Annotated in this window: 29 protein-coding genes and 2 pseudogenes; 17 read left to right on the top strand and 14 right to left on the bottom strand. The window is 55.3% G+C overall.

Translation table 11 applies throughout. The features are described 5' to 3' along the window. Positions 1-78 precede the first annotated feature (78 nt). The 3 genes from A0U94_RS14745 to nhaA all read left to right on the top strand — a co-directional run bounded on the left by A0U94_RS14745 (position 79) and on the right by nhaA (position 3,325). Entirely contained in the window at positions 79-1,002 is a 924-nt protein-coding gene (locus tag A0U94_RS14745) for an alpha/beta hydrolase (RefSeq protein WP_244178139.1), read from the top strand. After that, a complete protein-coding gene (locus A0U94_RS14740; RefSeq protein WP_077804083.1) occupies positions 999-1,859 on the top strand; it encodes an NAD(P)-dependent oxidoreductase in 861 nt (286 codons plus the stop codon). The genes A0U94_RS14745 and A0U94_RS14740 overlap by 4 nt, the downstream gene beginning before the upstream one ends. 257 nt (positions 1,860-2,116) lie before the next feature. Further along, on the top strand, positions 2,117-3,325 hold the full coding sequence (nhaA, locus tag A0U94_RS14735) for a Na+/H+ antiporter NhaA (RefSeq protein WP_077804082.1): 1,209 nt from the start codon (positions 2,117-2,119) through the stop codon (positions 3,323-3,325). Between the two features lie 4 nt (positions 3,326-3,329). Here the strand turns inward: nhaA and A0U94_RS14730 are convergent, their stop codons facing one another. Together A0U94_RS14730 and A0U94_RS14725 are read right to left on the bottom strand one after the other, a co-directional pair. After that, positions 3,330-3,755: a type II toxin-antitoxin system VapC family toxin gene (locus tag A0U94_RS14730; protein WP_077804081.1), complete on the bottom strand. Its 426-nt coding sequence runs from the start codon at positions 3,753-3,755 to the stop codon at positions 3,330-3,332. After that, the gene (locus A0U94_RS14725; protein ID WP_207728951.1) at positions 3,752-4,012 is read right to left on the bottom strand and encodes a type II toxin-antitoxin system Phd/YefM family antitoxin; all 261 of its coding nucleotides are present in this window, start codon (positions 4,010-4,012) and stop codon (positions 3,752-3,754) included. Before A0U94_RS14725 ends, A0U94_RS14730 begins: the two co-directional genes overlap by 4 nt. 754 nt (positions 4,013-4,766) lie before the next feature. Here A0U94_RS14725 and A0U94_RS14715 point away from each other — a divergent pair. Then, positions 4,767-5,249, top strand: a complete 483-nt coding sequence (locus A0U94_RS14715; RefSeq protein WP_077804079.1) for an Hsp20 family protein — start codon at positions 4,767-4,769, stop codon at positions 5,247-5,249. A 75-nt stretch (positions 5,250-5,324) separates the two neighbouring features. Beyond that, positions 5,325-5,666 (top strand): hypothetical protein, encoded by a 342-nt coding sequence (locus A0U94_RS14710; protein ID WP_099287170.1) that lies wholly within the window; start codon positions 5,325-5,327, stop codon positions 5,664-5,666. Positions 5,667-5,714: 48 nt separating this feature from the next. Here the strand turns inward: A0U94_RS14710 and A0U94_RS14705 are convergent, their stop codons facing one another. The 7 genes and pseudogenes from A0U94_RS14705 to A0U94_RS14675 all read right to left on the bottom strand — a co-directional run. After that, on the bottom strand, positions 5,715-6,272 hold the full coding sequence (locus tag A0U94_RS14705; protein ID WP_077804077.1) for a phosphate-starvation-inducible PsiE family protein: 558 nt from the start codon (positions 6,270-6,272) through the stop codon (positions 5,715-5,717). Between the two features lie 259 nt (positions 6,273-6,531). Further along, positions 6,532-6,837 (bottom strand): hypothetical protein, encoded by a 306-nt coding sequence (locus A0U94_RS14700; RefSeq protein ID WP_233142707.1) that lies wholly within the window; start codon positions 6,835-6,837, stop codon positions 6,532-6,534. Continuing rightward, entirely contained in the window at positions 6,834-7,184 is a 351-nt protein-coding gene (locus A0U94_RS16190) for a hypothetical protein (RefSeq protein ID WP_235993401.1), read from the bottom strand. The genes A0U94_RS14700 and A0U94_RS16190 overlap by 4 nt, the downstream gene beginning before the upstream one ends. A gap of 357 nt (positions 7,185-7,541) precedes the next feature. Further along, a complete protein-coding gene (locus A0U94_RS14690) occupies positions 7,542-7,811 on the bottom strand; it encodes a hypothetical protein (RefSeq protein ID WP_077804075.1) in 270 nt (89 codons plus the stop codon). A gap of 356 nt (positions 7,812-8,167) precedes the next feature. After that, positions 8,168-8,602: pseudogene (locus tag A0U94_RS14685) on the bottom strand (transposase); the annotation flags it as partial. A gap of 29 nt (positions 8,603-8,631) precedes the next feature. Continuing rightward, positions 8,632-9,969, bottom strand: coding sequence for an IS110 family RNA-guided transposase (locus A0U94_RS14680; RefSeq protein WP_077804074.1), 1,338 nt, complete (start codon positions 9,967-9,969; stop codon positions 8,632-8,634). A 316-nt stretch (positions 9,970-10,285) separates the two neighbouring features. Further along, positions 10,286-10,921: pseudogene (locus tag A0U94_RS14675) on the bottom strand (transposase); the annotation flags it as partial. Positions 10,922-11,205: 284 nt separating this feature from the next. On the opposite strand from A0U94_RS14675, the gene A0U94_RS14670 reads away from it, so the two are divergent. From A0U94_RS14670 to A0U94_RS14645, 6 genes are all read left to right on the top strand, one after another. Next, positions 11,206-12,510 (top strand): aminotransferase-like domain-containing protein, encoded by a 1,305-nt coding sequence (locus A0U94_RS14670; RefSeq protein ID WP_338030065.1) that lies wholly within the window; start codon positions 11,206-11,208, stop codon positions 12,508-12,510. A 53-nt stretch (positions 12,511-12,563) separates the two neighbouring features. Continuing rightward, the gene (locus A0U94_RS14665; protein WP_077804072.1) at positions 12,564-12,881 is read left to right on the top strand and encodes a putative quinol monooxygenase; all 318 of its coding nucleotides are present in this window, start codon (positions 12,564-12,566) and stop codon (positions 12,879-12,881) included. Between the two features lie 2 nt (positions 12,882-12,883). Next, the gene (locus A0U94_RS14660) at positions 12,884-14,110 is read left to right on the top strand and encodes a Tm-1-like ATP-binding domain-containing protein (RefSeq protein ID WP_077804071.1); all 1,227 of its coding nucleotides are present in this window, start codon (positions 12,884-12,886) and stop codon (positions 14,108-14,110) included. After that, positions 14,103-14,933 carry a phosphoenolpyruvate hydrolase family protein gene (locus tag A0U94_RS14655; RefSeq protein ID WP_077804070.1) on the top strand — a complete coding sequence of 277 codons (831 nt, stop codon included), beginning with the start codon at positions 14,103-14,105 and terminating at the stop codon, positions 14,931-14,933. The genes A0U94_RS14660 and A0U94_RS14655 overlap by 8 nt, the downstream gene beginning before the upstream one ends. A gap of 489 nt (positions 14,934-15,422) precedes the next feature. Continuing rightward, the gene (locus A0U94_RS14650; RefSeq protein ID WP_077804069.1) at positions 15,423-16,031 is read left to right on the top strand and encodes a nitroreductase family protein; all 609 of its coding nucleotides are present in this window, start codon (positions 15,423-15,425) and stop codon (positions 16,029-16,031) included. A gap of 37 nt (positions 16,032-16,068) precedes the next feature. Further along, positions 16,069-17,265: an MFS transporter gene (locus tag A0U94_RS14645; RefSeq protein ID WP_244178138.1), complete on the top strand. Its 1,197-nt coding sequence runs from the start codon at positions 16,069-16,071 to the stop codon at positions 17,263-17,265. Between the two features lie 219 nt (positions 17,266-17,484). On the opposite strand, the gene A0U94_RS14640 is transcribed toward A0U94_RS14645, so the two are convergent. Next, a complete protein-coding gene (locus A0U94_RS14640; protein ID WP_063904056.1) occupies positions 17,485-17,892 on the bottom strand; it encodes a VOC family protein in 408 nt (135 codons plus the stop codon). After that, positions 17,889-18,515 carry a glutathione S-transferase family protein gene (locus tag A0U94_RS14635; protein ID WP_063904081.1) on the bottom strand — a complete coding sequence of 209 codons (627 nt, stop codon included), beginning with the start codon at positions 18,513-18,515 and terminating at the stop codon, positions 17,889-17,891. Before A0U94_RS14635 ends, A0U94_RS14640 begins: the two co-directional genes overlap by 4 nt. Before the next feature lie 161 nt (positions 18,516-18,676). Between A0U94_RS14635 and A0U94_RS14630 the strand changes: the two genes are divergently transcribed. Then, a complete protein-coding gene (locus A0U94_RS14630) occupies positions 18,677-19,558 on the top strand; it encodes a LysR family transcriptional regulator (RefSeq protein WP_077804233.1) in 882 nt (293 codons plus the stop codon). 122 nt (positions 19,559-19,680) lie between these two features. Here the strand turns inward: A0U94_RS14630 and A0U94_RS14625 are convergent, their stop codons facing one another. Beyond that, the gene (locus A0U94_RS14625) at positions 19,681-20,124 is read right to left on the bottom strand and encodes an RrF2 family transcriptional regulator (protein WP_077804232.1); all 444 of its coding nucleotides are present in this window, start codon (positions 20,122-20,124) and stop codon (positions 19,681-19,683) included. A 107-nt stretch (positions 20,125-20,231) separates the two neighbouring features. On the opposite strand from A0U94_RS14625, the gene A0U94_RS14620 reads away from it, so the two are divergent. Further along, complete coding sequence (locus A0U94_RS14620; protein ID WP_077804067.1) at positions 20,232-21,125, top strand: NAD(P)/FAD-dependent oxidoreductase; 894 nt, start codon at positions 20,232-20,234, stop codon at positions 21,123-21,125. Positions 21,126-21,163: 38 nt separating this feature from the next. Here the strand turns inward: A0U94_RS14620 and A0U94_RS14615 are convergent, their stop codons facing one another. After that, positions 21,164-22,378 (bottom strand): MFS transporter, encoded by a 1,215-nt coding sequence (locus A0U94_RS14615; RefSeq protein ID WP_063904058.1) that lies wholly within the window; start codon positions 22,376-22,378, stop codon positions 21,164-21,166. Positions 22,379-22,482: 104 nt separating this feature from the next. Between A0U94_RS14615 and A0U94_RS14610 the strand changes: the two genes are divergently transcribed. From A0U94_RS14610 to A0U94_RS14595, 4 genes are all read left to right on the top strand, one after another. Further along, on the top strand, positions 22,483-23,100 hold the full coding sequence (locus A0U94_RS14610) for a TetR/AcrR family transcriptional regulator (protein ID WP_063904059.1): 618 nt from the start codon (positions 22,483-22,485) through the stop codon (positions 23,098-23,100). A gap of 170 nt (positions 23,101-23,270) precedes the next feature. Then, on the top strand, positions 23,271-24,032 hold the full coding sequence (locus tag A0U94_RS14605) for an SDR family NAD(P)-dependent oxidoreductase (RefSeq protein ID WP_063904060.1): 762 nt from the start codon (positions 23,271-23,273) through the stop codon (positions 24,030-24,032). Between the two features lie 31 nt (positions 24,033-24,063). Next, a complete protein-coding gene (locus A0U94_RS14600; protein WP_063904061.1) occupies positions 24,064-24,516 on the top strand; it encodes an SRPBCC family protein in 453 nt (150 codons plus the stop codon). 14 nt (positions 24,517-24,530) lie between these two features. Next, positions 24,531-25,421, top strand: coding sequence for an aldo/keto reductase (locus tag A0U94_RS14595; RefSeq protein ID WP_077802257.1), 891 nt, complete (start codon positions 24,531-24,533; stop codon positions 25,419-25,421). A gap of 18 nt (positions 25,422-25,439) precedes the next feature. Here the strand turns inward: A0U94_RS14595 and A0U94_RS14590 are convergent, their stop codons facing one another. Next, entirely contained in the window at positions 25,440-25,904 is a 465-nt protein-coding gene (locus A0U94_RS14590) for a nuclear transport factor 2 family protein (RefSeq protein WP_077804066.1), read from the bottom strand. Between the last annotated feature and the right edge of the window lie 46 nt (positions 25,905-25,950).

Genomic DNA, 25,950 nt, shown 5'->3' with positions numbered 1-25,950 from the left:
ATGAATTTTCATCACCCATGGTCGAATGCACCGCTACGCAGTATTCGCCGAGGCCATTTCTGGATACCAGGCGAGCGCGTGGTCCAATCTGGCCGCACCTATCAGCGTGCACCGATGTATGTGGAGTGGGAGGCACCCGAACACGTTACACGTCCTTACCCGATCGTTTTGATGCATGGGGGCGGGTTTCAGGGGACGGAATGGTTCGATACGCCCGATGGCCGAGCGGGATGGGCGCAGCGTCTGGTTGAAGCAGGTTATGCAGTGCTAGTGATCGACCGGCCGGGGCACGGGCGTTCGCCCCTGCATACGGACATCACCGGGGCAATGGGACCGCCGTTTTCCTATGAAGGCGGCCGTCAGATCTATTTCCCTGGTACCAATCCGCGCCATACACAATGGCCGTTTGCTGCGGATAACGAGTCGGCAATGGACGATTTTATCGCGGGTTATGGGCCATTGCCCGCTGATTTGTGCGTCTCCCAGACGATGGATGCCGACCGGACCGCAGCCCTTTTGGATAAAATTGGCCCTGCGATCCTGCTGACGCATTCTGCCTCCGGCCCGGATGGCTGGCTGGTCGCTGATCGGAGACCTGATCTCGTGCGGGGTATCGTTGCGATCGAGCCAATGGGGCCGCCTTTTGCGACCATTCCCAACATCGGACCGATGACGTGGGGCGCTGCTGCCGCGCCACTGGCGTTCGAACCGCCTGTGAGCGATGCAACGGTCCTGCAAGCTGCAGAGCCAGGTACGTATCGCCTGCCGTCTCTGGTCGAATTGCCGATCCTGATCGTGACCGCCGAGGCTAGCGACTTTGCCGCCGCAAGCCTGCCCACTGCTGCATTTTTGAATAATGCGGGGGCTTCAGCCGAGTTGATGCACCTGCCGGATTATGGCGTGCACGGCAACGGACATGGCTTGATTTACGAGAAAAACTCTGACGAAGCACTGGCTCCAGTACTGGCATGGCTTGCGCCGAACACAGAGGCGTTAGCATGAAGATAGCCTTTATCGGCCTCGGTGCGATGGGTCGTGCTATGGCCACCAATCTGGTCCGCAACGGCCATGACGTTTCCGCTTGGACTCGCTCGGGCCGCACGCTTGCAGGTGTGACCACGCTGGAAATACCGGATAAGGCCTTCGAGGGCGATGTCGTACTGACAATATTGTCAGATGATACGGCTGTTCGCTCCGTAATCGTCGATCCAGATTTGCTGTCACGCGCAAAATCAGGTGTGATCCATGTGATGATGTCCACGATTTCGGTCGCGTTTTCGCGCGAGCTGACGGCGCTGCACAACCAAGCCGGGGTGGCATTTGTGGCAAGCCCTGTTCTTGGCAGGCCGGATGTTGCGGCAGACGGCGCGTTGCAGATCCTGACGGGTGGCGATCCAACACATTTGGCCAGGCTCGTGCCCGTATTCGAGGTTTTGAGCAAACGTATTTGGCCGATGGGGGACAAACCTTGGGGAGCTCATGCGGCTAAGATTGCGTGTAATATGATGATTACCATGGCGATTGAGGCGATGGCGGAGGCAGTTGTGCTGACAGAGGCTAATGGTGTCGCACGCGAGGTATTTTTTGATCTGATCCTAAATACGCTGTTTGGCAGTCGATCTTATCAGGTCTACTCGAAGAATATCACGAACCGGGTTTACGAACCCGGCTTCCGTGCGGCTCTCGGCCTCAAGGATCTGAGGCTTGCGACAGAAGCGGGTGCTGCGACCGGTCGTGAACTGCCAATGCTGGCTGCGATCTTCGGACAGATGGGAGAAGCCATTGATGCTGGGCATGGAGAAAAGGACTGGTCGATCGTCGCGGCGCAGACATTGGGTGAGGCAGATAAGAATTCCTGAGAGATTATGGGATGCATAGTCAGGCGTATGAGCGGTAGTTAGACGGCATACAGAAAGCATGTCTGCTTTTGGAAATTCTCTACGGCGCTTTGCATGTCCGAGATGAGGGCGTAAGCAGCAGGTCCGCTTACGCCTACACGCCGAACATCAGCCGCGTTAAACGGCCATCCGGAAAGCGGGCATTAATAGAAACATTATGACAAGGTAGCGCATCGCTACAGGCTTGTGTGGGAGCCTGCCTCATTCAACAAAGAGGAATGAGCGAATTTTCTGTTCCGTCCACAACGCATATCCGACGTTTTCTGGCCTCTCCCGCAGGTGGGGCGTCTGTTCTCCTGCTGGCATCCCTGTTGGGTCTTGTCCTGGCGAATTCGTCATGGGCGTCGGGTTACGGCACCCTGATAACAACGCCCATGAAATTACCCATCTTGGGAGAGCGGGGGCCAGAAAACATTGATGCATGGGTCTCTGACGGACTCATGACCCTATTCTTTCTGGTGGTCATTCTCGAAATCAAAAAGGAAATTGTTTCCGGGCACCTCTCATCACTACGCAGCATCGCCCTTCCGCTTATCGGAGCGTTGGGGGGAATGATCGTGCCGGCCCTTACGTATCTGCTGGTAACATGCGATCATCCGGAAGCGACACGCGGCTGGGCCGTTCCTGTTGCAACGGATGCCGCGTTTACGTTGCCAATCATCCTTGCTCTTGGAAGGCATGTCTCGCCGGGAGCCAGGGCCTGGCTGATGGCGCTTGCCATTTTCGACGATGTGCTGGGGATTGTGGTGATCGCCCTATTTTATGGGAGCGCTCTGTATTGGCCGGGGCTTATCGCGGTCGTGATCGTGACTGCCGCATTGGTCGGCGCGAACAGGATTGGGATCAGAACTCTCTGGAGCTACGGCATCGGTTGCGTCCTGTTATGGGTGGCGCTTCTGGATGCCGGCCTGCACCCGACGCTTGCTGGAGTCATCACCGGCCTATGCCTTCCAGCAGTCACCTCAGGAATGGATGCCAGACAAGCTACGCCACTTGATCGGACATCTTCTGCGTTGACCCCTTTCGTTACCTGGGTCGTTCTACCGCTGTTCGGTTTCATGAACGTGGGTGTTTCACTAGCTGGCGTTCATCCGGACATGATGCTGGAGGCTGCTCCGCTCGGGATTATATTAGGACTGATTGTTGGCAAACCGGTCGGCATCTTTGGTATAACAATGCTTTCGACCCGCCTGAAGATCGCCACGCTTCCGGCTGAAACGCCGACGGGGATGCTGTTTGGGCTTTCGTTGCTATGCGGCATTGGGTTCACGATTAGTCTGTTTATCGCAAACTTGGCATTTTCCGGATCAGATCTTGTGACACCAGCTAAGATGGGCATCTTTGCTGGCTCTGTTCTGTCTGCCCTGATGGGATGGCTTTGGTTACGCTTCTTATCCCAACACAACCGGCTACCCCCCCATTCCTGACAAATTATAGTAGCTTTGTTTTTAAGCCTATATTAGGACCTGCCTCAGCGAGGCGTCTATCAAGAGTGCATAACGTTGCTCCGTGATCGGCGCAGACGGCAAGGTGTAAGGCATCACCTGCACGCAGCCCTAACGCATACTGATCAGAAAAACGCGCCGCTGCCCTGAACTGCTGTGTCGTTATGGGCAAAATCTGAAAGCTTTCAGCGGACAGACGAGTAAAGAGGGCTAACGCATTTGCACGGTCAGCAACGTTGATCTGACCGCTCCGTAGTTTGATTGAAAGTGCGGAAGAAAACTCAGTCGCGACCCAATCACTTATAAATAATTCGTCTGGATCCTGACTGGAAAGCCATGATTGCATCCGGTCTGTCTCTGCCTCGTTGGTCAGCGCGGCAACCAGAACGGACGTATCGATATAAACGCTCAATATCGTGCCTCGTCTCGCATATCCCGTACCATTTCTCGCGCGGACACAGCCTGGACTGTCATATTGGCTGTAAGCGAGCGCAGAGCGTTCAAATCAACAGGCTTGCGCTTGCATGTGACTTTGTCGATTTGTGCGACGATTTTCCCCCGACGCATAATGCGAACGGGTTCGCCCTGCATGGCCTGATCGACCAAACGACTGAGGTGGGCTTTTGCGTCCACCAAATTCACAGTTTGCACATCGAATCTCCTGACCATTAAACTAGTCACTTCATAGCACGGAGATTTATTCTAAGGTAGACAAATTAAGCGCAACCAGATCGCAGCACAAAGTTTCGTGTCCGCTTTTGTCATATCTGCGTGCATAGCCGACCTGCCGCTTCCCCCCCTAAACAGCCTGTCGGCTCATCAACAACAGAGCAGACGGGCTGTAGTCGCCCTCATCCCGGACATACAAGCCCCCATTCGCCAAGCTCCTAAGCGGACAGTCCGCAATCACCATGAGCTGATGGAGTTTCCTCCCACCCGAGTGCATTCTCCGCTCGGCTGCATAAAAGCAGCCCCTTCTGAGAACGTATCATAGAACAAGACATGTCAGATGGGGTGGAAGGCCTCCTTGCGGCATTGATGTGCCATACCGGCGGTTGATAAGCCTTCTGAAGGAGACCGCCCACCCCAACTGACAGCTAGCGGCGCGACCAGGACTGGTGGTGGAACGACAATGGGTGGTCCAGCATAAATCCACGGCCAGGCCTCCGCCGGAGCGGCAATCAGCATGGTCGCGGCGAATGCCACGGCCAGCAACTTCCATCCGATACTATCAGGCATTGTTCTGGTCCACTCTGAACACGCGAACGATTGAGGACGCCCAAACCTGCCTTTCTGCATTTTTGATACCTCTTGACACCATGCACGGAGTGCCCAGATTGAATCTGCCGGCCGCCGAAGGGGTCGGCAGACAGAACTATCAGTTTTGATCTTGTGTCCATGTTGCTCAAAGGAGGATATGGCTATGAGAGCCACCGTTGATTTTGCTCCCCTGTTCCGTTCGAGCGTGGGTTTTGACAGAATGCTCAACGCCCTTGATCTCGCCAGCCGGATTCCGGCGGTCGATAACTGGCCGCCTTACGATATCGTCAAGACCGGTGAGGATGATTACCGGATCGACATGGCGGTTGCCGGACTTGCCGAGGCCGACCTTACGATCACACAGGAGCGCAATACTCTTGTCGTGACAGGTCGAAAGGCGCCGGAGCCGCAAAGCGCCACCGAATATCTCCATCGGGGTATTGCGGGCAGAGAATTCGAACGCCGCTTCGATCTGGCCGAGCATATGAAAGTCACCGATGCGCACTTCGAGAACGGACTTCTGTCCATTACTCTGAAACGTGAGATACCCGAAGCGATGAAGCCGCGTCGTATCGCGATTACGTCCTCTACAGCACGTGCGGAGGAAGCCGTGCCCCAGATTGAGGCGCGGAAAGAGGCAGCCTGATGGCGTGACGAAAACTCTCCCCCGGCCATTCATCCGGCCGAGGGAGAATCTCGAAAGGTCATGAGCATGAAGAGGATGAAAATATCTCTGTCGTGCGCTGCTCTGAGCTTGTCTCTACTGAGCCAGTCGGGCGCACATGCTGGTGATGTTGTCCGGACGACTGCAACATCGTTCGATGCAAGGGCGACTGAGGGAACGTCCACAATCCCCGAAACCGGGGCTCGCACTCATTACGAAGACGGCACAGGTGATATGCTGGTCGACAGCTTGAACGCAAGCCAGTTGGATCAGAACTACAAGGGACCGGTCTACTCTCCCGGACAACCCATTCCGCCGTTCCGGCCCATCGACACAGATCATCTGGCACCGTCAGGGCCAGAGACGGCGAAGAAGACGTCCTCATCGCACGAGACATAGTGGGGATTGAGTAAAGGCGGCGTTATAGACCGCCTTTACTTCGATTCTTCAGGATGAAGACCGTTCAGGCTCACAGCGGGCCGCAGGATTATCTTCAAGATGCGCCTGTTCTCTGGCATCGCGCGCGACACGCGCATCCTGCTCGCGGACCAGCCAGTAGACGGCACCCAGCGCCAGAACAGCCGCCGAGAGAGCGAACAGTTCCATGGCAGTCACATCATGCAGATCCAGCAGGATGAATTTGCGGGCAATCGCCAGGAGGGCGATCAGGACGATGGTCCGTACCCGGATGACGTTCTCATGCTGGGCAAGAACGACCAGCAGGGAGTGTTTGAATTCAAGGGCGATGATAACAGTAAAGATCGCGCCAAAAATCGCCTGGAAGATCGTCTGGTTGATCGGATCGATTCCGACATCGACGACCAGATGCCATACCGCGCCGATCAGATGAATCGTCGCGATGGCGGTGACCAGCATGATGAGCGCAATCAGGGTCAGAATGATCGCCTGTTCAAAACGCTCGTAGAATGTCAGGCCCCTGAACAGCTTGATGAAGTGGGACCAGTCCCTGCTCTGCCAGGAACGTTTCATGGAGAGGTCTTCCATAGCCGTTTTCCCATCTATGAATTGCGTTATAGTTCCCACGCCCTGGGTCTGGTTTTTCTTTTAGAGCAGTTCCACTGATCCAGAGTTAAAAGGACTGGTCGAACCGCTTGATCCCTCGGATGTGGATGCGAACTCCCCTGCGGACTGAATCAGTCTCTGGAAGGGCTCATGGCCCTTCCGGCTTACATCCGGTGCCAGCATGGCAGACAACAGGACAATATTCTGGCATGATCTCGCACGGCCTTTGGCAAGGCCAATGTCAGTTGATTTTCGAGGTCTCCCAACGACTAGCCCAAGGCCTTGGCCATGTGCGTGCGGTCAGCGACAGGCAGGAGTTTTCGGACCACGGCGTTGGTCGGGTCGTCGCTTCCGGGTCTGGCGCGGTTCTCCAGCGAGATACCAGGTGGTAAATCAGATGGTCAGCCGCCCGATGCATGAGGCCGCCGTATCCGCGGTCTTTTTCCTCGTAGCTGAGATAGTGGGCAAGCAGGACCGCCAGTTCTGTGCTGATCTGAACGGTCGGAAGCGACATAATTTTGTTCGGCCTGTCCGTATGAAGAGTCATGGTGCACTCCTCAGGCCGGACCGCGTGTCACCCGATGTCAGAGCCGTCGCATCCAGAGGACTGACGCTCAAGCCAGAAACAGTGGCGGTGACGTCGATATGCACGGATCCGAACAGATGCAGGAGGGCGGCCTGAGGCGTATAGGCGCCCTTGACGGCTGCCGAGGTCCTGCCGTCCATAAGGATCGGGTCGATTAGGACCGGGCACCCGGTCTGCCGGCTCAATATCTCTATGGCGCGGGCCAGTGGCATGGATGGAATGTTTACCGGCTGCTTTTCTGTCTCGCACGACAGCATACCCTGCGGTGCATGAGCTGATGTCGGCGAGACCATTCCGACCAGCAGCATGAGGATGAGACCGACAGCGACATGTGGCCTCTCCCGCTGCCGAAGGTGCCGAGGTTGCTTGGCTGTCTGTTCCGCTCGCTCCGTCTTTCCCGCGGAGTGCGACCAAACTGGCCGCATTGTCCCCCGTGAACGGGGCACGGGGGGATGGTTATTCCAATAGTGCTGAAGCGCCTTCAGGTTGAGAAAATGAATAAAACTCGACATCTCCCTGTTCTCGCTGCTTTTGATTTCATCTGCAGAAACGCGGGACCTCCGATGGAAGGCCCCGCTCCACCCTCTCATTCGTGCGGTCGTTCCAGAAAAGATGGCGCTTCCGCTCGGAGAAGGCGTTTCTGATCTACCCGGCGCGGTTGTGCCTTACGCCGCGATCGGAACTGGCGGTGCGGCTCTTGCCCGCATGGGGACACGGAACGCGAGATCAGAAGCCAGAGGATCACACCCGGCAGGGGTGACCGTGCCCGCCTGGACCAGGCATTCCAGCGTAGAGCGAAGTCTGATCCCCGGTATACCGGTATGGGCCACCAGAGACGTCAGCATCACGCCACGTCCGTCATGACCGAGGCGGCGGAGCACGGAGAGGACACGCGGAGCTAGCGGATCGTCTCCAAAAAGGGGGCGCGTTACCATGATACGCCTCCCTCCAGTCGGTTGCGCCATCTCCGGGCGGCTGTGCGCAAGGAGCGGCGATAGCGGGAATAAAGTCCTTTCAGTGTCGACATCCACATCCTCCGATTAAAGCAACATGGACTTCAGTTGTCTGGCTCACAGAGCCTATGCCGGACCCGATGGCGTCCAGCGAAAGAAAAATTGGAAGAGATGCTTGCCTCGTCAAGAGGGCACGAAATGCAGATGGAGGGATCGAAGAACCGTTGATTGATGTGCTTGGCCCGTGATTTCTGGGTTTTGGCAATCTGATTGACGGTTCTTTGGGGCGTTTTCTGTTTGTGTTTTGAACGGATTAGGGGCTGTCCCCTGCTGGATGACTACGCGCTCGCGCTGATTCGCTCCAGGAAGAGAAGACGGCGCATATTATAGACGATATTGGCGAGCCCGATCCTCATGGTGGCCCGGGTGATACCGACAGTTCGGATCAGCAGTCCCGTCTGTGATTTCTGATCGGCAAAGACATGCTCGACACGAGATCGGATCACAGACTTTCCGGCATTCGATTTCTGGATATGCCGGGGCATAGGTTTGAGATGCGGCTTTTTCCTGTGAACCTTGGAGACAAAGCCCTGCTTTTCCATGAAGTCTTCGTTGGCTTTGGAGCGATAGGCCGTGTCTGCCCAGACGCTTGAGGCCGTATTGGTTTTATCCAGCAGCCCCTCTCTCAATCGCGCGCCATCGCTGGCAACGGCATCCGTCGTCTTCCATTTCCGGATGAACCGATACTTCCGGTCGATGGAGACGTGATCTTGTACCGAGAGCGCAAGCAATTTTTCCGGTTTCAGGAGTTCTTTTCGATCCGATTGGAACGACGTCCTGCTCTACTGTTTTCTCCGACAGTATAGCGCTCCAGAGTGATAGCTTTTGCTTCACAGAGGGTGATGCTGTTTCCCTCCCTGTCGCGCACTTCATAAGGCTTTCCTCGTTTGAGAACGCTGAAGATCCGGTTCACAATACGATTGGCAACGGCACATAAAGCCTGTTTGTGATGATGACCTTTCGCCGTCATCAGCCTCCAATAAAGTTCTGCCAGTTCAGGATCTGTTTTTCGTGCCGTATCAGCAGCAAGATAAAGTGCATGTTTGATGCGGTTATTGCCACCCTGGATCAGGGTCTGGCCCGCTCGCTCCACACCACCACTATCAGCCCTCCTGGGAAACAGGCCACAGAACCACCGTAAATGTTTTTCGGAATGAAACCGCTCAATGTTCTGCAAGATACCGATCAGGGTTGGCGCGAGATGACGGCCGACACCCGGAACACTGAGCAGAAGAGCCTGTGGGTCGAGGTGTTTATAGAGATCTGCAATATGCTGCTCAAAATCTTCAACTGGTTGGATTTTCTTCAGAACATTCTCAATTCCCGTCGCGATTTGGAATTGTAGTTCCGAAAAATCAATGTGTGTCCCATGAAGGTCTTGAGCGTATTGCGCCGCTTCACGTAACCCTGTGATCAGCGTTTCCACAAAGGGCCCACTGCGCGGATGGTTCCCTCCCGCATGAGCTCCAACATATTTGGCGAATGTCGTACGACGCGCCTTCAAAACATCCGAGGGGTGAAACCATTTCTGCAACAGGGCCAAAGAGAGCCGTGTTCCTAAGTCGGGCAAGACTGCTTCAAGCCTGGGGGATGCCCAACGAATGAGATCAAGCAGGCGCCGCCTGGCATCCGCGATCTCGTTCTGAAAGCGGCTTCTCTGTTTGATTAGACGTTGAAGAGCGTGGCTTTGCGGATCCGGAATGTGGACTGGATCAAGACGTGGTCCACCAAATGACGGTATGGCCGCCAGGATCTGGGCATCAGCCATATCCGTTTTGGCGTGTTCGGAAAGGTAACGGCGTAGAGCCTTGACCCGTTTTCCCTTGACACGAGCCACGGTGACGCCAGCATCTGCAAGATGGTGGGCAACAGGAAACCAGCTCATGCCGGTTGGCTCCATGATGGCCTGAATGTGGTCATCCGCTCTCAGCCCCATCACGGCTGTCTGAACAAAAGCGGCGAGTGAGGGCTGATCGTGCCTGAAACGAATTGCACGGCCATTAGGGCGGCCATCGTCATAGATCTGAGCGAGGTGATCTCCGCGAATGGCCAGATCAATACCAATGATACGGAATGTCATGGTCGGTCCTTTCTGGTGAGGGAACCAACGCTACGGTCACAGTCAGGTGTGTCATTCGTGGCCGATCAACTTCACTCAAAGCAGACGCCACAATCTTGTTACTCTTGCCCCGTCAGCGCGGCCGGACCGGGTTCATGCTTCACAAAAGACGAGACGATCGGCGGATCTCTCAGGGACTTCAGCCCCGAACCGGCCTGGTTCGCTCTGAGAGTATAGACCCGGTTCCCGGCATGCTGGGAACCGGGTCTGATCCACAACCACGTCTCCGAAGCCTGCGCTTCTCCGACTTTCTCCATGGCATCAAACCCGGCCCCGCTATCGATACCTGGGATTTGTAGCCAAAGAACGGGATGGCGAGATCGCTGGATGGCATGGTTCCATCATCCTGCCGCTTCGCCTTCGTGAACTTCAGCGTCCAGCGCGCATGGCGATCCTTGTGCGACAGCTTGGACGGCTTGTCCTGCCAGTCTTCGGGGGTACGTCCTGCCCGGAGATCTACCTTCTCGGCATTAGTATTGCGCTGCTTTGGAGCAGCCACCAGCGTTGCATCCAGGATCTGACCCGACATCGGCAGATAGCCTGCGTTCCGCAGGGTCGCATCAAAGCGCTCAAACAGTCTTTCAATGGCCCCCGCCTGTGTCAGGCGTTCACGGAACAGCCAGATTGTTTTGGCATCAGGCACCCGATCTGAAAGCCCCAGACCAAGGAAACGCATGAACGACAGCCGGTCGTTGATGAGATATTCCGTCCGTTCATCAGACAGATTGTTCAGCGTCTGGATCACCAGGATCTTGAACATCAGCACCGGATCAAATGGCCGTCGCCCGCCTTTGCTTCCATCTGAATAGGCCAGGGCCTTCTCCAGAGCAGGGCAGAACGCTTCAAGCTGATCACCAAGCCCGCTCAATCGCGCAAGCCGCTCTTCAACGTCAAAGAAACCAGCCTGCTTCATCTTCTCCCTCAATCAATGCAGGAGAAATGGAATCACAGAGACAGACTCAAAACCAGAGGGTTTTTCGAACCCTCCAGGTAGCCCTGACGATTGGCTTCTGGCTTCGCGGGGGCGGGACGATACGATAGAATAGTCCTAACCACCCTCCATCTGCCATCCAGAGCGGGGTATTCCCCCACTATTGAGCTTTCTAAAATTAATTAGGCAAAACAATGCGAAGCCAGTCACCTTGGAATGCACGTCTCCCAGACGGAACCGGATCGTCAGCAGAGCGTCTAGCCGACGTGCTGGGATCAGACATACTCCATGGTATTTTGTCTGTTGGCGATCGACTGCCAGCACACCGTGACCTCGCGTGGCGTCTGGGCATCGGCATTGGATCCGTTACGCGCGCTTATGCCATTCTTGAAAGACGCGGATTAGTGCGGGCCGAGCATGGGCGTGGATCTTTCGTTGCAGCACGGGCGGATGATCGGTCGATTTTGCTGGATATGTCCACCAATATGCCCCCGCCCATGTTTAGTGACCGAGCACTCGCTCGCACCCTGTCACGTCTGGCCCGTACCGTCGACGCCGCCCTTTTTAACGTTTATCCACCTGTTGCTGGACATATCGAACACCGTCGAATTATGGCGCACTGGCTGACAGGTTGCGGTATCGAAATCGATCCGGAAAATCTGTTACTGACTGGTGGAGCGCAACAGGCACTCAGCGTGGCGTTCACCGTCGCGCGCCCACATGTGGGCAGCATTATAACCGAAGAGGTGACCTACCCCGGCATGCTGGACACAGTGCGTCGCGGAGGAAAAACCTTGCAAAGTATTGCCATGGATGCGCGCGGGATGATGCCTGATGGGCTGGAAGCCGCCTTATCGTCACCCCAAACTGGACGGGCATTAGTGTATGTAACGCCCACCCTGCATAATCCAACCACCGCTTGCATGGATAGCGATCGAGTACATGCCATTGCCCAGTTATGCCGCCGGTTCGATGCTCTGGTCATCGAAGATGGTGTCTATGCTGGACAGAGCAAGCTAAACCACACTCTCGCGGCGCTCATTCCGGAACGGACTTTTCATGTTTCCAGTCTGTCAAAAATCATCAGTCCAGGTTTGCGCATAGGCGCGCTTGCCCCCCCAGCTGCATTCGCAGCGCAGACACTTCCAGTACTGCTTGCATCATCCCTGATGATCGCTCCCCTGTCCTATGCGATGATGGCTCAGTGGTTGAGCGATGGAACGGCTAGCAGCGTCCGTCAATCTTTACGTGCCGAAGCCGCAAGACGACGGAATCTTGCCCGTAATATATTGGGCAAACGCATGACAGAACCGGGTGGAGACGGCTTTCACCTTTGGCTGCCCATGGATGCATCCACAGCAGAGAACGTCGCTGAAAACGCAAAGGCACTCGGTGTTTCAATCGCACCACCGAGCGCTTTTGCCAGTTGCGACACCCTTCAAACAACAGGCGTAAGGCTCGCCCTGGGTGCCGTATCCTTCAAAAATCTGACCGTAGCGCTGACGCGCATACGTCAGGCATGCGAACTAGTAGAAAGAAAAGTGTCACGCGACACTATAGTCTTAGGCTGAAAGTGTCACTCCGCGTTAGTCTGACAAGAACAGTCAGGCGGCGGAGAGAAAGCATGTCAGACCTATCAACAAATGTCCTTACTATCATTGCCGAAATCTACATCCGACCTGAACACAAAGATGCCGTCCTCGGCGCAGTTGCGGCATGCGTTATCGCGTCGCGTTTAGAGCCGTCCAATATCTCCTATGACTGCAAGCGTGACCAAAACAACCCGCAGCATCTCGTGTTTATCGAACAGTGGGAGAGTCTCGACGCGCTTCTAATTCATGAGCAGACGGCACATTTCCTGGCCATGAAAGAGACGTTTACGGCAGGACTGGAAAGACCACTGACGGTCACATTGCTTGAGCCGTGTCCCCGGATGGCCTGACGATGGCAAAATACGTCTATATCATCGGAACGCGAGACACCAAGGACGCAGAACTCCGTTATCTGCAAACCAAATTGTCGGAACGTGGTGTGCTCTCCAGAGTTGTCGATGTCTCCACAGGACACAATTGCACCGGTGTCATTCAAGCCACCGATGTCGTGGCATGGGACGTCGCATCATGCCACCCGCGTGGGCCCGATGCCGTATTCGGGAATGTCAGAGGTCCAGCAATTGCAGGAATGTCTGACGCGTTGTTGCACTATCTCTCCTCGCGCCCTGATGTGGCAGGAGTACTGGCACTAGGGGGGTCTGGAGGCAGCGCACTGGTAGCACCTGCTTTGCAGGCAATGCCCATCGGTATTCCAAAAATTCTTGTGTCCACCGTGGCATCTGGAAACGTTGCGCCTTATGTTGGTGGATCCGATATAGCAATGCTGTATTCCGTGGTCGATATGCAAGGGCTGAACCGTGTGTCGCGGCGAGTGCTCGAAAACGCAGCGAATGCCATGGCCGGTATGGTGCGTTCTGCGACGCATGAACCCGAAGACCAACGCCCTGCGATTGGCTTGACGATGTTTGGTGTAACGACACCCTGCGTCACACACCTGACTGATACCTTGCATCATCAGTTTGACTGTTTGGTGTTTCACGCCACCGGCACGGGTGGTCGTTCGATGGAACAGCTTATTGATCGTGGAGTCATACGCGGTGTAATTGACGTTACAACAACGGAATTCTGCGACCTCATTGCGAATGGTATTTTTCCTTGTGGAGAAGACCGGCTCGGCGCAGTTGAACGCACTAAAGTGCCTTATGTCGGCAGTTGCGGTGGTCTCGACATGGTCAATTTCGCTGCCCGAGATACGGTTCCACAAAATTATAGAAATCGTGTTCTGGTAGAGCATAACCCACACATCACACTGATGCGTACATCAGCCGAAGAATGTCGTCAGATGGGGCAAATGATTGCCGAACGCCTGAATCACTGCGAAGGCCCCGTCGCATTCTTTATACCGGAAGGCGGCTTTTCTTTACTTGATGCGGCTGGAGAGGTCTTTTTCGATCCCGAAGCCGATGAAGCATTCGTCGCGGCGTTATCAGGGATGCTGCGCGAAAGCGCAAGGCGAAGGCTGATACGCCTGCCATATGCGCTCAATGATTCTGCTTTTGCTCAGGCAATGGCGGACGAATTTCAGACAATGTTCAAGGAGACCGAATTCAATGCCTAGCATTGCACGCGAAACTATTCTTGGTCGTTTGCGCGGCCTTATCGCAGAAGGGCGCCCCATCGTTGGGGGCGGAGCAGGAACAGGTCTTTCCGCCAAATGTGAGGCGGAGGGCGGCATCGATCTGATCGTCATTTATAACTCCGGTCGTTACCGCATGGCTGGACGCGGTTCACTTGCGGGCTTGCTTGCTTATGGCAACGCCAATCAGATCGTTATGGAGATGGCACGTGAGGTGCTGCCAGTTGTCCCAAACACGCCAGTACTTGCCGGCGTGAATGGTACCGATCCATTTGTGGACTTTGATGTATTCCTCGACGAAATACGCAGGGTGGGTTTTTCTGGTATACAAAACTTCCCGACAGTCGGGCTGATTGACGGTACATTCCGAAAAAACCTTGAAGAAACCGGCATGAGCTATGCTATGGAAGTGGATGTCGTCGCTCGGGCCCGCAAGAAAGATTTGCTCACGACCCCTTATATCTTCGACCCAGAGCAAGCTGTCAGCATGACAAAAGCGGGCGCGGATGTTCTGGTTGCCCACATGGGCCTGACAACTGGTGGCAATATTGGTGCAGAAACAGCATTCACACTGGACGACTGTATAACGCTGATCAACCAGATGACGGATGCTGCCAAAAGTGTGAGAGACGACGTCATCGTTCTTTGCCATGGCGGACCGATTGCAATGCCTGAAGATGCCCAGAAAGTCCTCAAGGCTTGCCCTGATTGCCATGGATTTTATGGTGCATCGAGTATGGAACGGTTGCCAACCGAACGCGCGCTGGTCGAACAGACACAATTGTTTAAATCTATGACGCGCTAGTATTCTTCCTGAAGGGCATGTTAGGAAATAGTAATGTCTTAAACATGCCTTTCTTTTTCCTTCCGTACATTTGAAAAATTCCATGAATAGCCATATAAATCAGGAGCATAGACATGATAGGAAGCGATATCAGTGATGCTATGCTCCGGCCCCAGTCTCGGGAACAGATCCCCGACGATGAAGAGATCGCCAGTCAGCGTCACGGCTGGTAGTGTGTATGACACAAGGCGATCTCATGAAACCATTACCAGCCCTGATACATGGTAGATCATACCTCCCAAAAAGAATGTAGTGTTATGGCGCCTCGCATCAGCAAAGATGCCATCACCCGAAATGAAACTCTGTAGGCCTACGGCTATCCCGGACGGGCCAAGGGGAACGATGGAACACCCATCAGACGGGCCGTCTCATAAGCCTAAGCACCCTTAATGCCCTCTCCGCGTTGACAGGGTAAATTGTACAACAGAGCCACACAACAGGAGAAATGTCATGCCCCTCGACGTCGCCAGTGCCATTCTGCAACGCCGCGCTACCAAAGTCTTCGATCCCGACCACCGCATGACGGACGCTGAACTCGACACACTGCTCGGTCTCGCCCGCCGTATGCCAACGGCGTTCAACATCCAGAATTGGCGCTTCGTCGCCGTGACCGATCCAGAACTGCGCACCAAGATCCGCGCCGTCGCATGGGATCAAGCTCAGGTTACCGACTCTTCCGTGCTTCTGGTTCTCTGCGCTGACATCAAGGCGTGGGAGAAATCCACCACGCGCTACTGGGAAAACGCCTCCACCGAAGTGCAGCAATTCATGACCGGCGCGATCGATCAGTATTATCGTGGACGCGAACAGGTCCAGCGCGACGAAGGCATGCGCTCGTGCGGTATGGCAGCGGCAGCCATCATGCTACAGGCCGAAAGCATGGGCTACGGCACATGCCCGATGGACGGTTTCGACTTCGACGCAGTGGGCAAGCTGATCAATCTTCCCGAGGACCATGAAATCGTCATGTTCGTCGCGGTCGGTAAATGTGCCAAGTCCCCTCACCCGACCGGCGGCATCCTTCCGACAGACGAGATCATTTTCAGGAACACGTTCTGAGCCGCCACTCGCCTCAAAAGTTGCCAGAAGGCCGCCCGTGACAAACGCTACCGCTCACACGACATTCCGCCTGACACCGGCGATAACCGGACTGTTCGCCGGGGTGTGCGGCCTGACGGTCGCGAACATCTACTACGCGCAGGCTCTGATCGGCCCCATCACGAGTGCACTGGCCATTTCCTCCACATGGGCGGGAAGTATCGTCACGCTGACCCAACTCGGCTACGGGGCTGGGTTGGTCCTGATCGTGCCGCTCTGCGACCAGTCCGAAAACCGTCGTCTGATCCTCCTAACGATTGCCGGGCTTGTCGTCAGTCTGATCGGAGCGGCGCTCAGCACCTCAGTCGCGACATTCATGCTGTTTTCCGTCACCATCGGTCTGTGTTCCGTGGGATCGCAGATTCTGCTGCCGCTCGCCACGCATTTCGTGGAACCCGGTCAACGTGGCAGAACGATCGGCAATATCATGGGCGGTCTGCTGTCGGGGATCATGCTCTCGCGGCCCGTCGCAAACGCTATGGCGGCCGCGTTCGGCTGGCGAGCCGTGTTCTGGGTCTCTGCTGTCGTCATGATGCTCGCGGGTCTTGGGCTGGCGCGCGTTCTGCCCGTTCAGGCCCCAACCCGTCGCATGTCTTACGGAAGCCTCTTGCGGTCGATCATGCATCTTCTGGTCCAATACAGGACGTTAAGGGTTCGCATCGCCTGTCATGGTCTCGTCTTCGCTGTCTTCAACATGTTCTGGACCGCCATTCCGCTTTTGCTTCATGCCCAGTTCGGCTTTAGCCAGAGCAAGATTGCCCTCTTCGCACTCGCGGGAGCAGGCGGCGCACTGGCCGCTCCTCTCGCAGGACGCTTGGCTGACGCCGGACTGACCCGTCCGGCGACACTGAGCGCAATCGCACTCGTAGGCGCAACGTCTCTCACCTCGGGCTGGGCCGTCGCTGCAGGTTGGATTATCGTCCTCGCGGTACTTGCGCTGCTGCTGGATGGTGGGGTGCAAACCAATCAGGTCATCAGCCAGCGCGTGGTTTACAGTCTCAACGACACTGCGCGCGGACGCCTGAATGCTGCTTATATGGGCGGTGTGTTCGTCTGCGGTGCGCTCGGATCGTCTTGCGGGGCCGCACTCTACAGCATTGCAGGTTGGTGGGGCTTTGCGATCGCAGGAACGCTCATGTGCCTCGCCTCCCTCGCGCTCTTTGCCGCCACGAATGGTAGGCATGCCGCCTCATGAACCCTGCTCCATTCTCTCCGTCCCTGATCTGGTTTAAAATGCACGAACAGATAGAAATTCAAGACTAGTCTGCTTACCGGCGTCGACCTTCTTGATTCATTCGTTCAGCGTATGCGTCGAACAATCTACCTTGGTAGTACTCGATCTAAGTGATATCGGCTGAATTTTATTATCGGTGTCCTCATTCGGCTATCAAATTCAGAGTTCCAGAAAGACAAATTACTGGAGAATTTCGTTAAATTCCAAAACGTTCCCGTCTGGATCACGAATAAAACAGACGACGCGTCTGTCATGCCCCATATGCACTGGGCCTTCTGTGATCGTAATCCGTTCCTGTTTCAGCCAGGCCACAAGACCCACCATACTTTCGATAATAAATGCCGCATGTGTGTATCCTGGATATTTGACAGGAACATCCATCAGAATATTACCAGCCGGGTCTGACACACCATTAAAAATAAGATGAATACGAAGCCCGGATGGGTGATGTAGACCACAGGCTTTCACCGCTGGAGCGTATTCTTCTGGATCACGGATGAAGCCAAATTTGGCATAAAACCGTTCGGAAACGGCGAGATCCGTCACACGAATGCCTACATGATCTAGACTCAGATGAGAGAAGTTCATTGCGCCTCTCCTGTTTTTAAATCCGCTACAATATTCGCGAATGGAACAAATCCCTCCAGGCGTTCCGTGCGCTGCAACCATCTACCAATGGCCTTGTATTCTGATAGATCAACATTTCCTTCCGGAGCTCTCGCGACATAACTGTAAAGCGCGACATCCGCGATTGTCGGTTCTTGGGTTCCTGCGATCCAGGTCCGGCCCAGCAAGGTTTGCTCGATCACTTTGAGTGTGTCATGAGCACGCTGGATGACCTCTTCCGGATTGAAGGGGGCTCCAAAGACTGTCACAAGACGCGCAGCACAGCATCCATATGTGATTTTTCCTGCCGCAACAGACAGCCAGCGTTGAATTTCCGCCTCTGTTACTAGGTCCTCTGGCAGCCAATGAGATGGCCCCATTTTTCGCGCGACATAAACAAGGATGGCATTGGAATCCGCAATGATAGTCCCGTCATCATCTAGAACGGGAATTTCTCCAAAGGCGTTCAGCCTTAAAAATTCCGGAGTTCTCTGCTCACCCGCGGCAAGGTCGACAAGCGTCAATTCGTGAGGCAAGCCGACAAGAGAGAGAAAGAGGTGCGCCCGATGCGCATGCCCCGAAAGGGGATGATAATAGAGCTTCATGGGGAACTCCCGAAAAAAACGGTTGAACAGATACGTTGTCTTCTCACGCAACAAAGCGTGCGATAATCTACCAAAAGCGCACTTCATTATTACGTTTTGTGGCTATAATTTGTTGATTACAGGAGAGAGATCTGATCGACCTTCCGGCATTGCGGATCTTTATGGCCGTGGCCGATCACGCCAGTTTTGTCGGAGCATCCCGAAAGCTGGGTCTTTCCGCAACAACGGTAACACGGACGGTGAGAAGCCTCGAGACAGCTCTCGGAATCTCCTTATTCAACCGTACAACCCGCTCTGTACATCTGACCACTGAAGGCGTGGTGTTTCTGGCTCGGTGTCGGGCAGCGATTTTCGACCTAGATGGTGCGATTGCTATAGCGCAAGGTGCGAGGACTGCTCCCCAAGGAGTATTGTCGATTACCGCCCCCGTTATTTTTGGACGGGTACACGTCCTTCCCGTTGTCACAGAACTTTTAAAAGCCTGGCCGCAATTGAACATCAGGCTTTTTTTGACAGACCGGGTTGTTCATCTTGTGGAAGAAGGAGTTGATCTCGCCATCCGGATTGCGCCTCCACAAGACAGCGCCCTGAAGATGCAGAAAATCGGAGAGGTCCAGAAAATTTTTGTTGCCAGCCCAGCTTATCTGAAGAAACACGGAGAGCCACAGGTCTTTGAGGATCTCGCAACGCATAGCCTCATTGAGGTTAATGAATATGCAGCGGGATATTCTGAGTGGCGACAGGGCGGGAAATCTGGTTTTTCGATAAAAGTCTCGCCCCGGCTTTTCGTGAACAGTGTCGATGCGGCTCTCACAGCCGCCACCGAAGATCTAGGCATCGTCACGGCATTATCCTACCAAACTCACCAATTTGTTGAAAATGGGCAGCTTCGAAGAATTTTGACTGACACCCCCGCCTCAGTACTTCCGGTCTTCATCCTGTTCCCTGCCAAAGAACGTCAGTCCGTAAATGTTCGAACGTTTGTTTCCGCGATGAAAGACAGGTTTATGGCAAAAAGGTCTCTCAAAGCACACCTCACATAGAAGAAGGGTCCCCTGCAAACAGCCGCTACCATTTTTATGCATTGTGCGGCTTTACGTTTGAGCTTCATTCCATCGAGTAACTGCAAAGCTTTTTGAGCTCTAAAGCGGCAGACTACCCTGGTTCAGGGAGAGCTCGCACAAGACGCAGAAAAGCGCCGGTCAAAATCTTTGGCGATTGCTGCAAGAGTGACCTCGCCTAGTTGAGCAATCAGAAGCGCCTCAGCTTTTTCGAGTGCGCTCGTCATTGACGCATTTACGGCCTGCTCGACGAGGCAATCGGGCGCCGGGTCGGCCAGGCCAATTGCGAAAATACGTGGCTGCCCCACGGCTTTGTAGACATCAAGCATCGAGATACTTTCCAGCGGCTTCAGAAGCGTCCACCCGCCAGCGTGCCCCTTGATGGAACGAACGAACCCCACATCCCGCAGGCCTGCCATCGTACGCCGAATAACAACCGGATTGGTATGCAGCATTTCCGCTGCTTCACCGGAGGTGATGGGCCCATTCGCGCGATCCATATGGATCAGCAAATGCATCATTCTCGATAATCGCCCGTCCAGTTGCATCGCCTGCCCTTTAGGCTCTTCTATCATGTCACATCAAGAGTTGCAAAAAGCTGATATGCATATATGTAACTTCAGACATTACATATGAAGTTGAATAGGATTTAACCATGTATGATGTGATCGTGATAGGCGGCAGCTTTGCCGGACAAGCGGCAGCTATTCAGCTGGCACGGGCTCGCATGAGCGTTTTGCTGATCGATGCTGGCTTACCGCGAAACCGCTTCGCAGACGCGTCTCATGGTTTCCTCGGCCAGGACGGCAAAGCGCCGAACACCATTATGCGTGAAGCCACTGCACAATTACGGCGATATCCAACTGCGCAGATCTTGCAGAACGACGCGCAGAAGGTGGCACGGAATGGCAAGACGTTTACTGTGTCTCTAGCCAACGGAGCAAAATTTCAGGCGAAGCGGCTGATACTCGCTACTGGCGTTTCCGATACTTTGCCCGATATCCCTGGTGTAGCGGAACGATGGGGCAAGACCGTTCTTCATTGTCCTTATTGCCACGGATATGAGGTCCGCAATCATCAGCTTGGAATTATCGCCACAAACCCAATGTCAATCCATCAGGCAACATTAATACCCGATTGGGGGCCAACAACTTACTTCACTCAGGGAATTTACGAGCCTGATCCAGAGCAGGCAATGTTGCTTAACAAGCGCGGCGTCGTGATCGAACGTACTCCAATCATTTCTCTCATCGGAGATGCTCCTGGTTTGGATGCCGTGAAGCTGGCGGATGGACGGCTCATTGAAGTCGCAGCTGTGTTCACGGTACCGAAAACCAGACCTGCCAGCCCGATTGCCGAGGATCTGGGCTGTATTCTGGAAAACGGACCTACCGGTCCGTTCATCAAGGTCGATACCTGGGGCGCAACCTCTGTGTCCGGGGTCTATGTAGCTGGGGATGCGGCTAGCCCGATGCATAATGCAACGGTCGCAGCAGCGTCGGGTGTCCTGGCAGGTATAGCGGCGCACCAATCTTTAGCCAGGGCGTGATCACGCGGTAACGCAATCCGCTGCTTGTCATCGAATACTCAGTTTTCTTTTCCATGCCCGAGCCGATGGCCAGGTCGGAACCCATAGGAGCGGGCTTGCCATGCGATCAGGAAGCTTACAGCAGCGAGTGCCATCACAATCCAGGGGAATGACAGAGCTCCCCACGTTTCCAGCAATACACCACCCAACAGGCCACCGCCGGCTATGGCGCTGTTCCAGACGACGACATTCATCGATAACGCAACATCTGTACCCTCCCCGGCTGCATCAGCCAGAGCCGTCTGGAGCAACGTCGCGGCCCCTCCGAAAGTCAGACCCCATATCGTAACGCCAATCATGATCACCGCAGGCGATGCTGATCCAATTGCAAAAAAAACTGCAACAGCAGCGAATATTGCCAGACTGACCAGAACAGAAAGCCGGAGGGCATGATCGACCGTGCAACTGGTGAGCCAGATGCCTGCAAGGGCAGCAAGGCCAAAAAGCAGGAGGATGCGGTCCGCCTCTCCTGCCAGCCCTGCCGGTGTAATGAACGGTACGATATAAGTGTAGAGAACGTTATGCGCGAGCATCCATGTTACCACGACGCCCAGAACAGATCGCACCCCCGGTGTTCGCAGGACATGACCGAACGGCTGGCGCTCATGATGTGCAAGGCCTGGAAAATCAGGAACCTTCGCCAGAACCCAGACAATTAACAGCAAGGTGGCACCCGACATGATCCAGAAGGCCAGTCTCCATCCCACAGCCGCGCCCAGCCAAGTGCCCGCCGGAACACCTACAGAAAGCGCGATCGGCGTGCCAACCATGGCGATAGCCAGAGCACGTCCTTGCTGAGCGGGTGTCACCATTCTGCGTGCATAGCCGGCCAGCAGGGCCCAGGCGAGCCCTGCCGCTGCACCCGCGCCATATCGCGCCACGAGGGTCAGGTCATAATCCGTCGAGAATGCTGTGATGGAGTTAAAAACTACAAAACCAATGATCGCCAGCAGTAGAACCCGCCTTCTCCGCCAGCGCTGTGTGGCCAATGTTAGCGGGATCGCAGCACTCAGGGAGCCCAAGGCGTAAGCCGTGACCATCTGCCCTGCCAAGGCGGGGGAAACATGCAGCCCAGCCCCGATCTCAGGCAGCAAACCTGCAGGAAGAGTTTCAGTCATAATGCAGATGAAGCCAGTCATCGCCAAGGCGAGTAAGCCGGCCATAGGTAATCTGTCATCGGGACTTCTGCGAAGGGGTATCGTCTTGGAGGTCATGCGGCTCTCATATATGGATCGAATGATCTATATATGAGAGCGTAAATTCTTGGCAATTACTTCTGGATCACTTAATATGAAAATCTTTCAAAAGGAGCAATACCATGGCGCGAACAGGGCGTCCCCGGGAGTTTGACAGGGACAAAGCACTCAATGCCGCCATGACGCTTTTCTGGGCGCAAGGCTACGAACCGACCTCCCTGACACAGCTCAAATCCTGCATGGGCAATATTTCGCCGGCAAGTTTCTATGCCGCGTTCGGCTCGAAGGAAGCCTTGTTTCGCGAAGTCGTGCAGCATTATCTGGCGACCTACGGACAGGTGATGTCGCCCTTATGGGACGAAAACCTGATACCGCGGGATGCGATTGAACGGACTTTGCGCGGTTCAGCGCGTATGCAGGCGACCCGGACGCATCCCTGTGGCTGTCTGGTCGTCTCGGGCGCCAGTAACTGTTCGCCCGAAAACGAAGCCGTTCAGGCCCTTCTCGCTGCAGAGCGCCAGCGGACGCGGACCGGAATCCGGGTCTGCGTGGAGCGCGCGATTGCCCGCGGCGAACTGCGCGATTGCGCGACAACAGCGGCCCTGCCCGATATTTTCGCGACATTTTTCCATGGCATGACATGCGAAGCGCGGGACGGGATGACGTCAACACATCTGGATGCCGCCATCACTTCGCTTCTGACCTTATGGGATGCCAACGCGCTGCTCACCACGCCGTGAAACGGTCTGCCAGACATTGATGAGCCTGCAACAGGCCAAGCCTTATGCCGTTAATTCCATATCGACCACTCCATAACTCCTTGACCCTGTTTTGCGCACATATTATGGACCATCCAGTACGGAATTAAATTCCGGAACACATCGCCGTGTCTCGGCCAAGGAATCCAGTTATGAGCAAACAGGACATCGCATTCGTCACGGGTGCCAATCGCGGCATCGGATACAGTATCGCGAAACATCTGATTGCCTCGGGCATCAACGTGATCGGGACCTATCACTCCAACGAAGACGAGGCGAACGCTGCCGAAGCAGCCCTCGTCGGCCAAAATGCAAAACTGCGCATGCTGAAGCTGGATATCGTGGACCATGAATCGTTCGCGGATTTTTCCGGACAGGTCAGAGCACTTCTCTCACATGAGTTCGAGCACAGTGCACTGAGTTATGTCGTTCAGAACGCAGGCAATATCATTCACACTCGCTTCGATGCTGCGACATCCGAACAGCTCGATAACCAGTACAACATCCATTTCAAAGGCCCCTATCTTCTGACGGTGGCCCTCCTGCCCCTGATTCGGGACGGCGGTCGTATTCTCAACATTACCTCTGCCGCGACCCGTTTCTACCTAACGGATCATGGACCTTATTCAGCCATGAAAGCCGCTACCGAAGTCATCTCACTCTACATGGCAAAAGAACTGGGAGAGCGAGGCATTACCGTCAACGCCGTCGCCCCTGGTGCGATCGCCTCGGACTTCGGTGGTGGTCTGGTCCGTGACGATGCCACGATCAATAAAAGCCTTGCAGACATCACACCCCTCGGGCGTGTCGGACAGCCCGACGATATCGGAGCTGCGGTCCGTGCCCTTCTGTCGGACGACATGCGCTGGATGAATGGCCAACGCATCGAGGTGACGGGAGGGCAGTCGCTATGAGGGCCACACAATTCCAAGCGAAGCCAGCCTCATGATCCACGTTATGGCCAGTAGTATCATTCCTGCATCCCTTCCCTCTGTCTGGCGGCTGGTCCGTAATTTTGGCGCCCTTGGACGCTGGTTGCCGGGCGTCAGAAGCTGCGCGATCGAAGGCAATGAGTCCGGTGACCGCGTCGGCGCAATCCGCTTGGTTGAGATGGGGGATGTCGGACTCATCCGCGAACAGCTTCTGGCACTCTCCGACGTGGATCACGCGGTCACGTTCTCGATCGTTGAATCAGCCCTGCCGGTCCGGAACTATCGCTCTACCATCAGCCTTCTTCCCATAACGAAGAGCGACCACACGTTCATCCAATGGCGGGGGCAGTTCGAGGCCCCAGCCGAACATGCCGCCAGTATGGAGGCCCGGATGCCGACACAGATCTACCAGCCAGCTTTCGACAGACTGGCCGAGATACTGGCCTCAGAGACGACATTGTCATGAAGGAACCTAAACCCATGATCCAGTCCCCCTCTAACGCTTCCCGATCAGGCACATTCAGGATTGGCGGCGATCTCGGCATCAACCGGCTTGGTTTCGGTGCGATGCGCATCACTGGCCAGGGTATATGGGGACCGCCCGCCGATCACGACGAGGCCATCCGCACACTGAAGCGCCTCCCAGAACTCGGCGTCAATTTCATCGACACGGCGGATTCCTATGGTCCGGACGTCTCCGAATGGCTGATCAGGGAAGCTCTGCATCCCTATCCCAAAGGATTGGTCATCGCGACGAAAGGCGGCCTCACCCGCTCCGGCCCCGACATCTGGAAACCGGTCGGACGCCCAGAATATCTATTGCAGCAGGTGCACAAAAGCCTGCGCAACCTCGGCGTCGAGCAGATTGATCTGTGGCAACTCCACCGGATCGATCCCAGAGTCCCGGCAGACGAACAGTTCGACGCGGTCCGCTCCTTCATTGATCAGAAACTGATCCGTCATGCAGGACTGAGCGAGGTCTCTGTCGACAACATCAAAACAGCATCGAAATTCTTCGAGGTCGCGACCGTCCAGAACCGCTACAATCTCGTCGATCGCACCAGCGAGGACGTACTCGACTACTGCACGCAGCAGAACATCGGGTTCATCCCGTGGTTCCCTCTCGCCGCCGGCGACCTCGCCAGGCCGGGATCCATATTGGACACGATGGCGAAGAAATACGGCTCGCATCCAAGCCAGATTGCTCTTGCCTGGGTCCTGATGCGCAGCAAGGCGATGCTTCCGATCCCTGGCACGTCCAAGGTCGCCCATCTGGAACAGAATGTCGCGGCTGCCGACATCACACTGTCCGATGAAGACTTCGCGGCGCTGGACGCAGAAGGCCGCAAGGCGTTCCAGTCAACGCCTTAAGGAAACGCGTCCGGACAGTTACAATCCTAGCGTCGAAAGACCGGGGTGACTGTCCGGACGCCGTCCCTCAGGCCATCGGAACAGACGGTCGGTCGCCGAAATGGGTTGGTCGTTGATTGACGCTGCGCGGTAACGCATCAACCCGTTTTCATCGAACTCCCAGTTCTCGTTCCCATGGGACCTGAACCACTGTCCGGCCTGATCCTGCCACTCATAAGCAAAGCGGACCGCGATCCGGTTATCCTGAAAAGCCCAAAGTTCCTTGATAAGGCGGTATTCCTGCTCGCGCTCCCATTTGCGCGTCAGGAACGCAACGATGTCCTCGCGTCCGTGGATGAATTCCAGGCGATTGCGCCACTGGCTATCGGTCGTATAGGCCTGCGCCACCTTTTCAGGATCCTGGCCATTCCAGGCATCTTCCGCGAGACGGACTTTCTGAACAGCAGTTTCAGCATTGAAGGGAGGCAATGGGGGTCGGGACATTGGGAATTCCGCCTCTGGTTCGGGGACGGATCACGAGTTGATCCGA

Origin of the sequence: Gluconobacter albidus (assembly GCF_002005485.1) — a bacterium.
GTDB classification, from domain to species: domain Bacteria; phylum Pseudomonadota; class Alphaproteobacteria; order Acetobacterales; family Acetobacteraceae; genus Gluconobacter; species Gluconobacter albidus.
The sequence above is the reverse complement of the archived record's forward strand: the minus strand, read 5'-3'. Positions and strand labels throughout refer to the sequence as shown.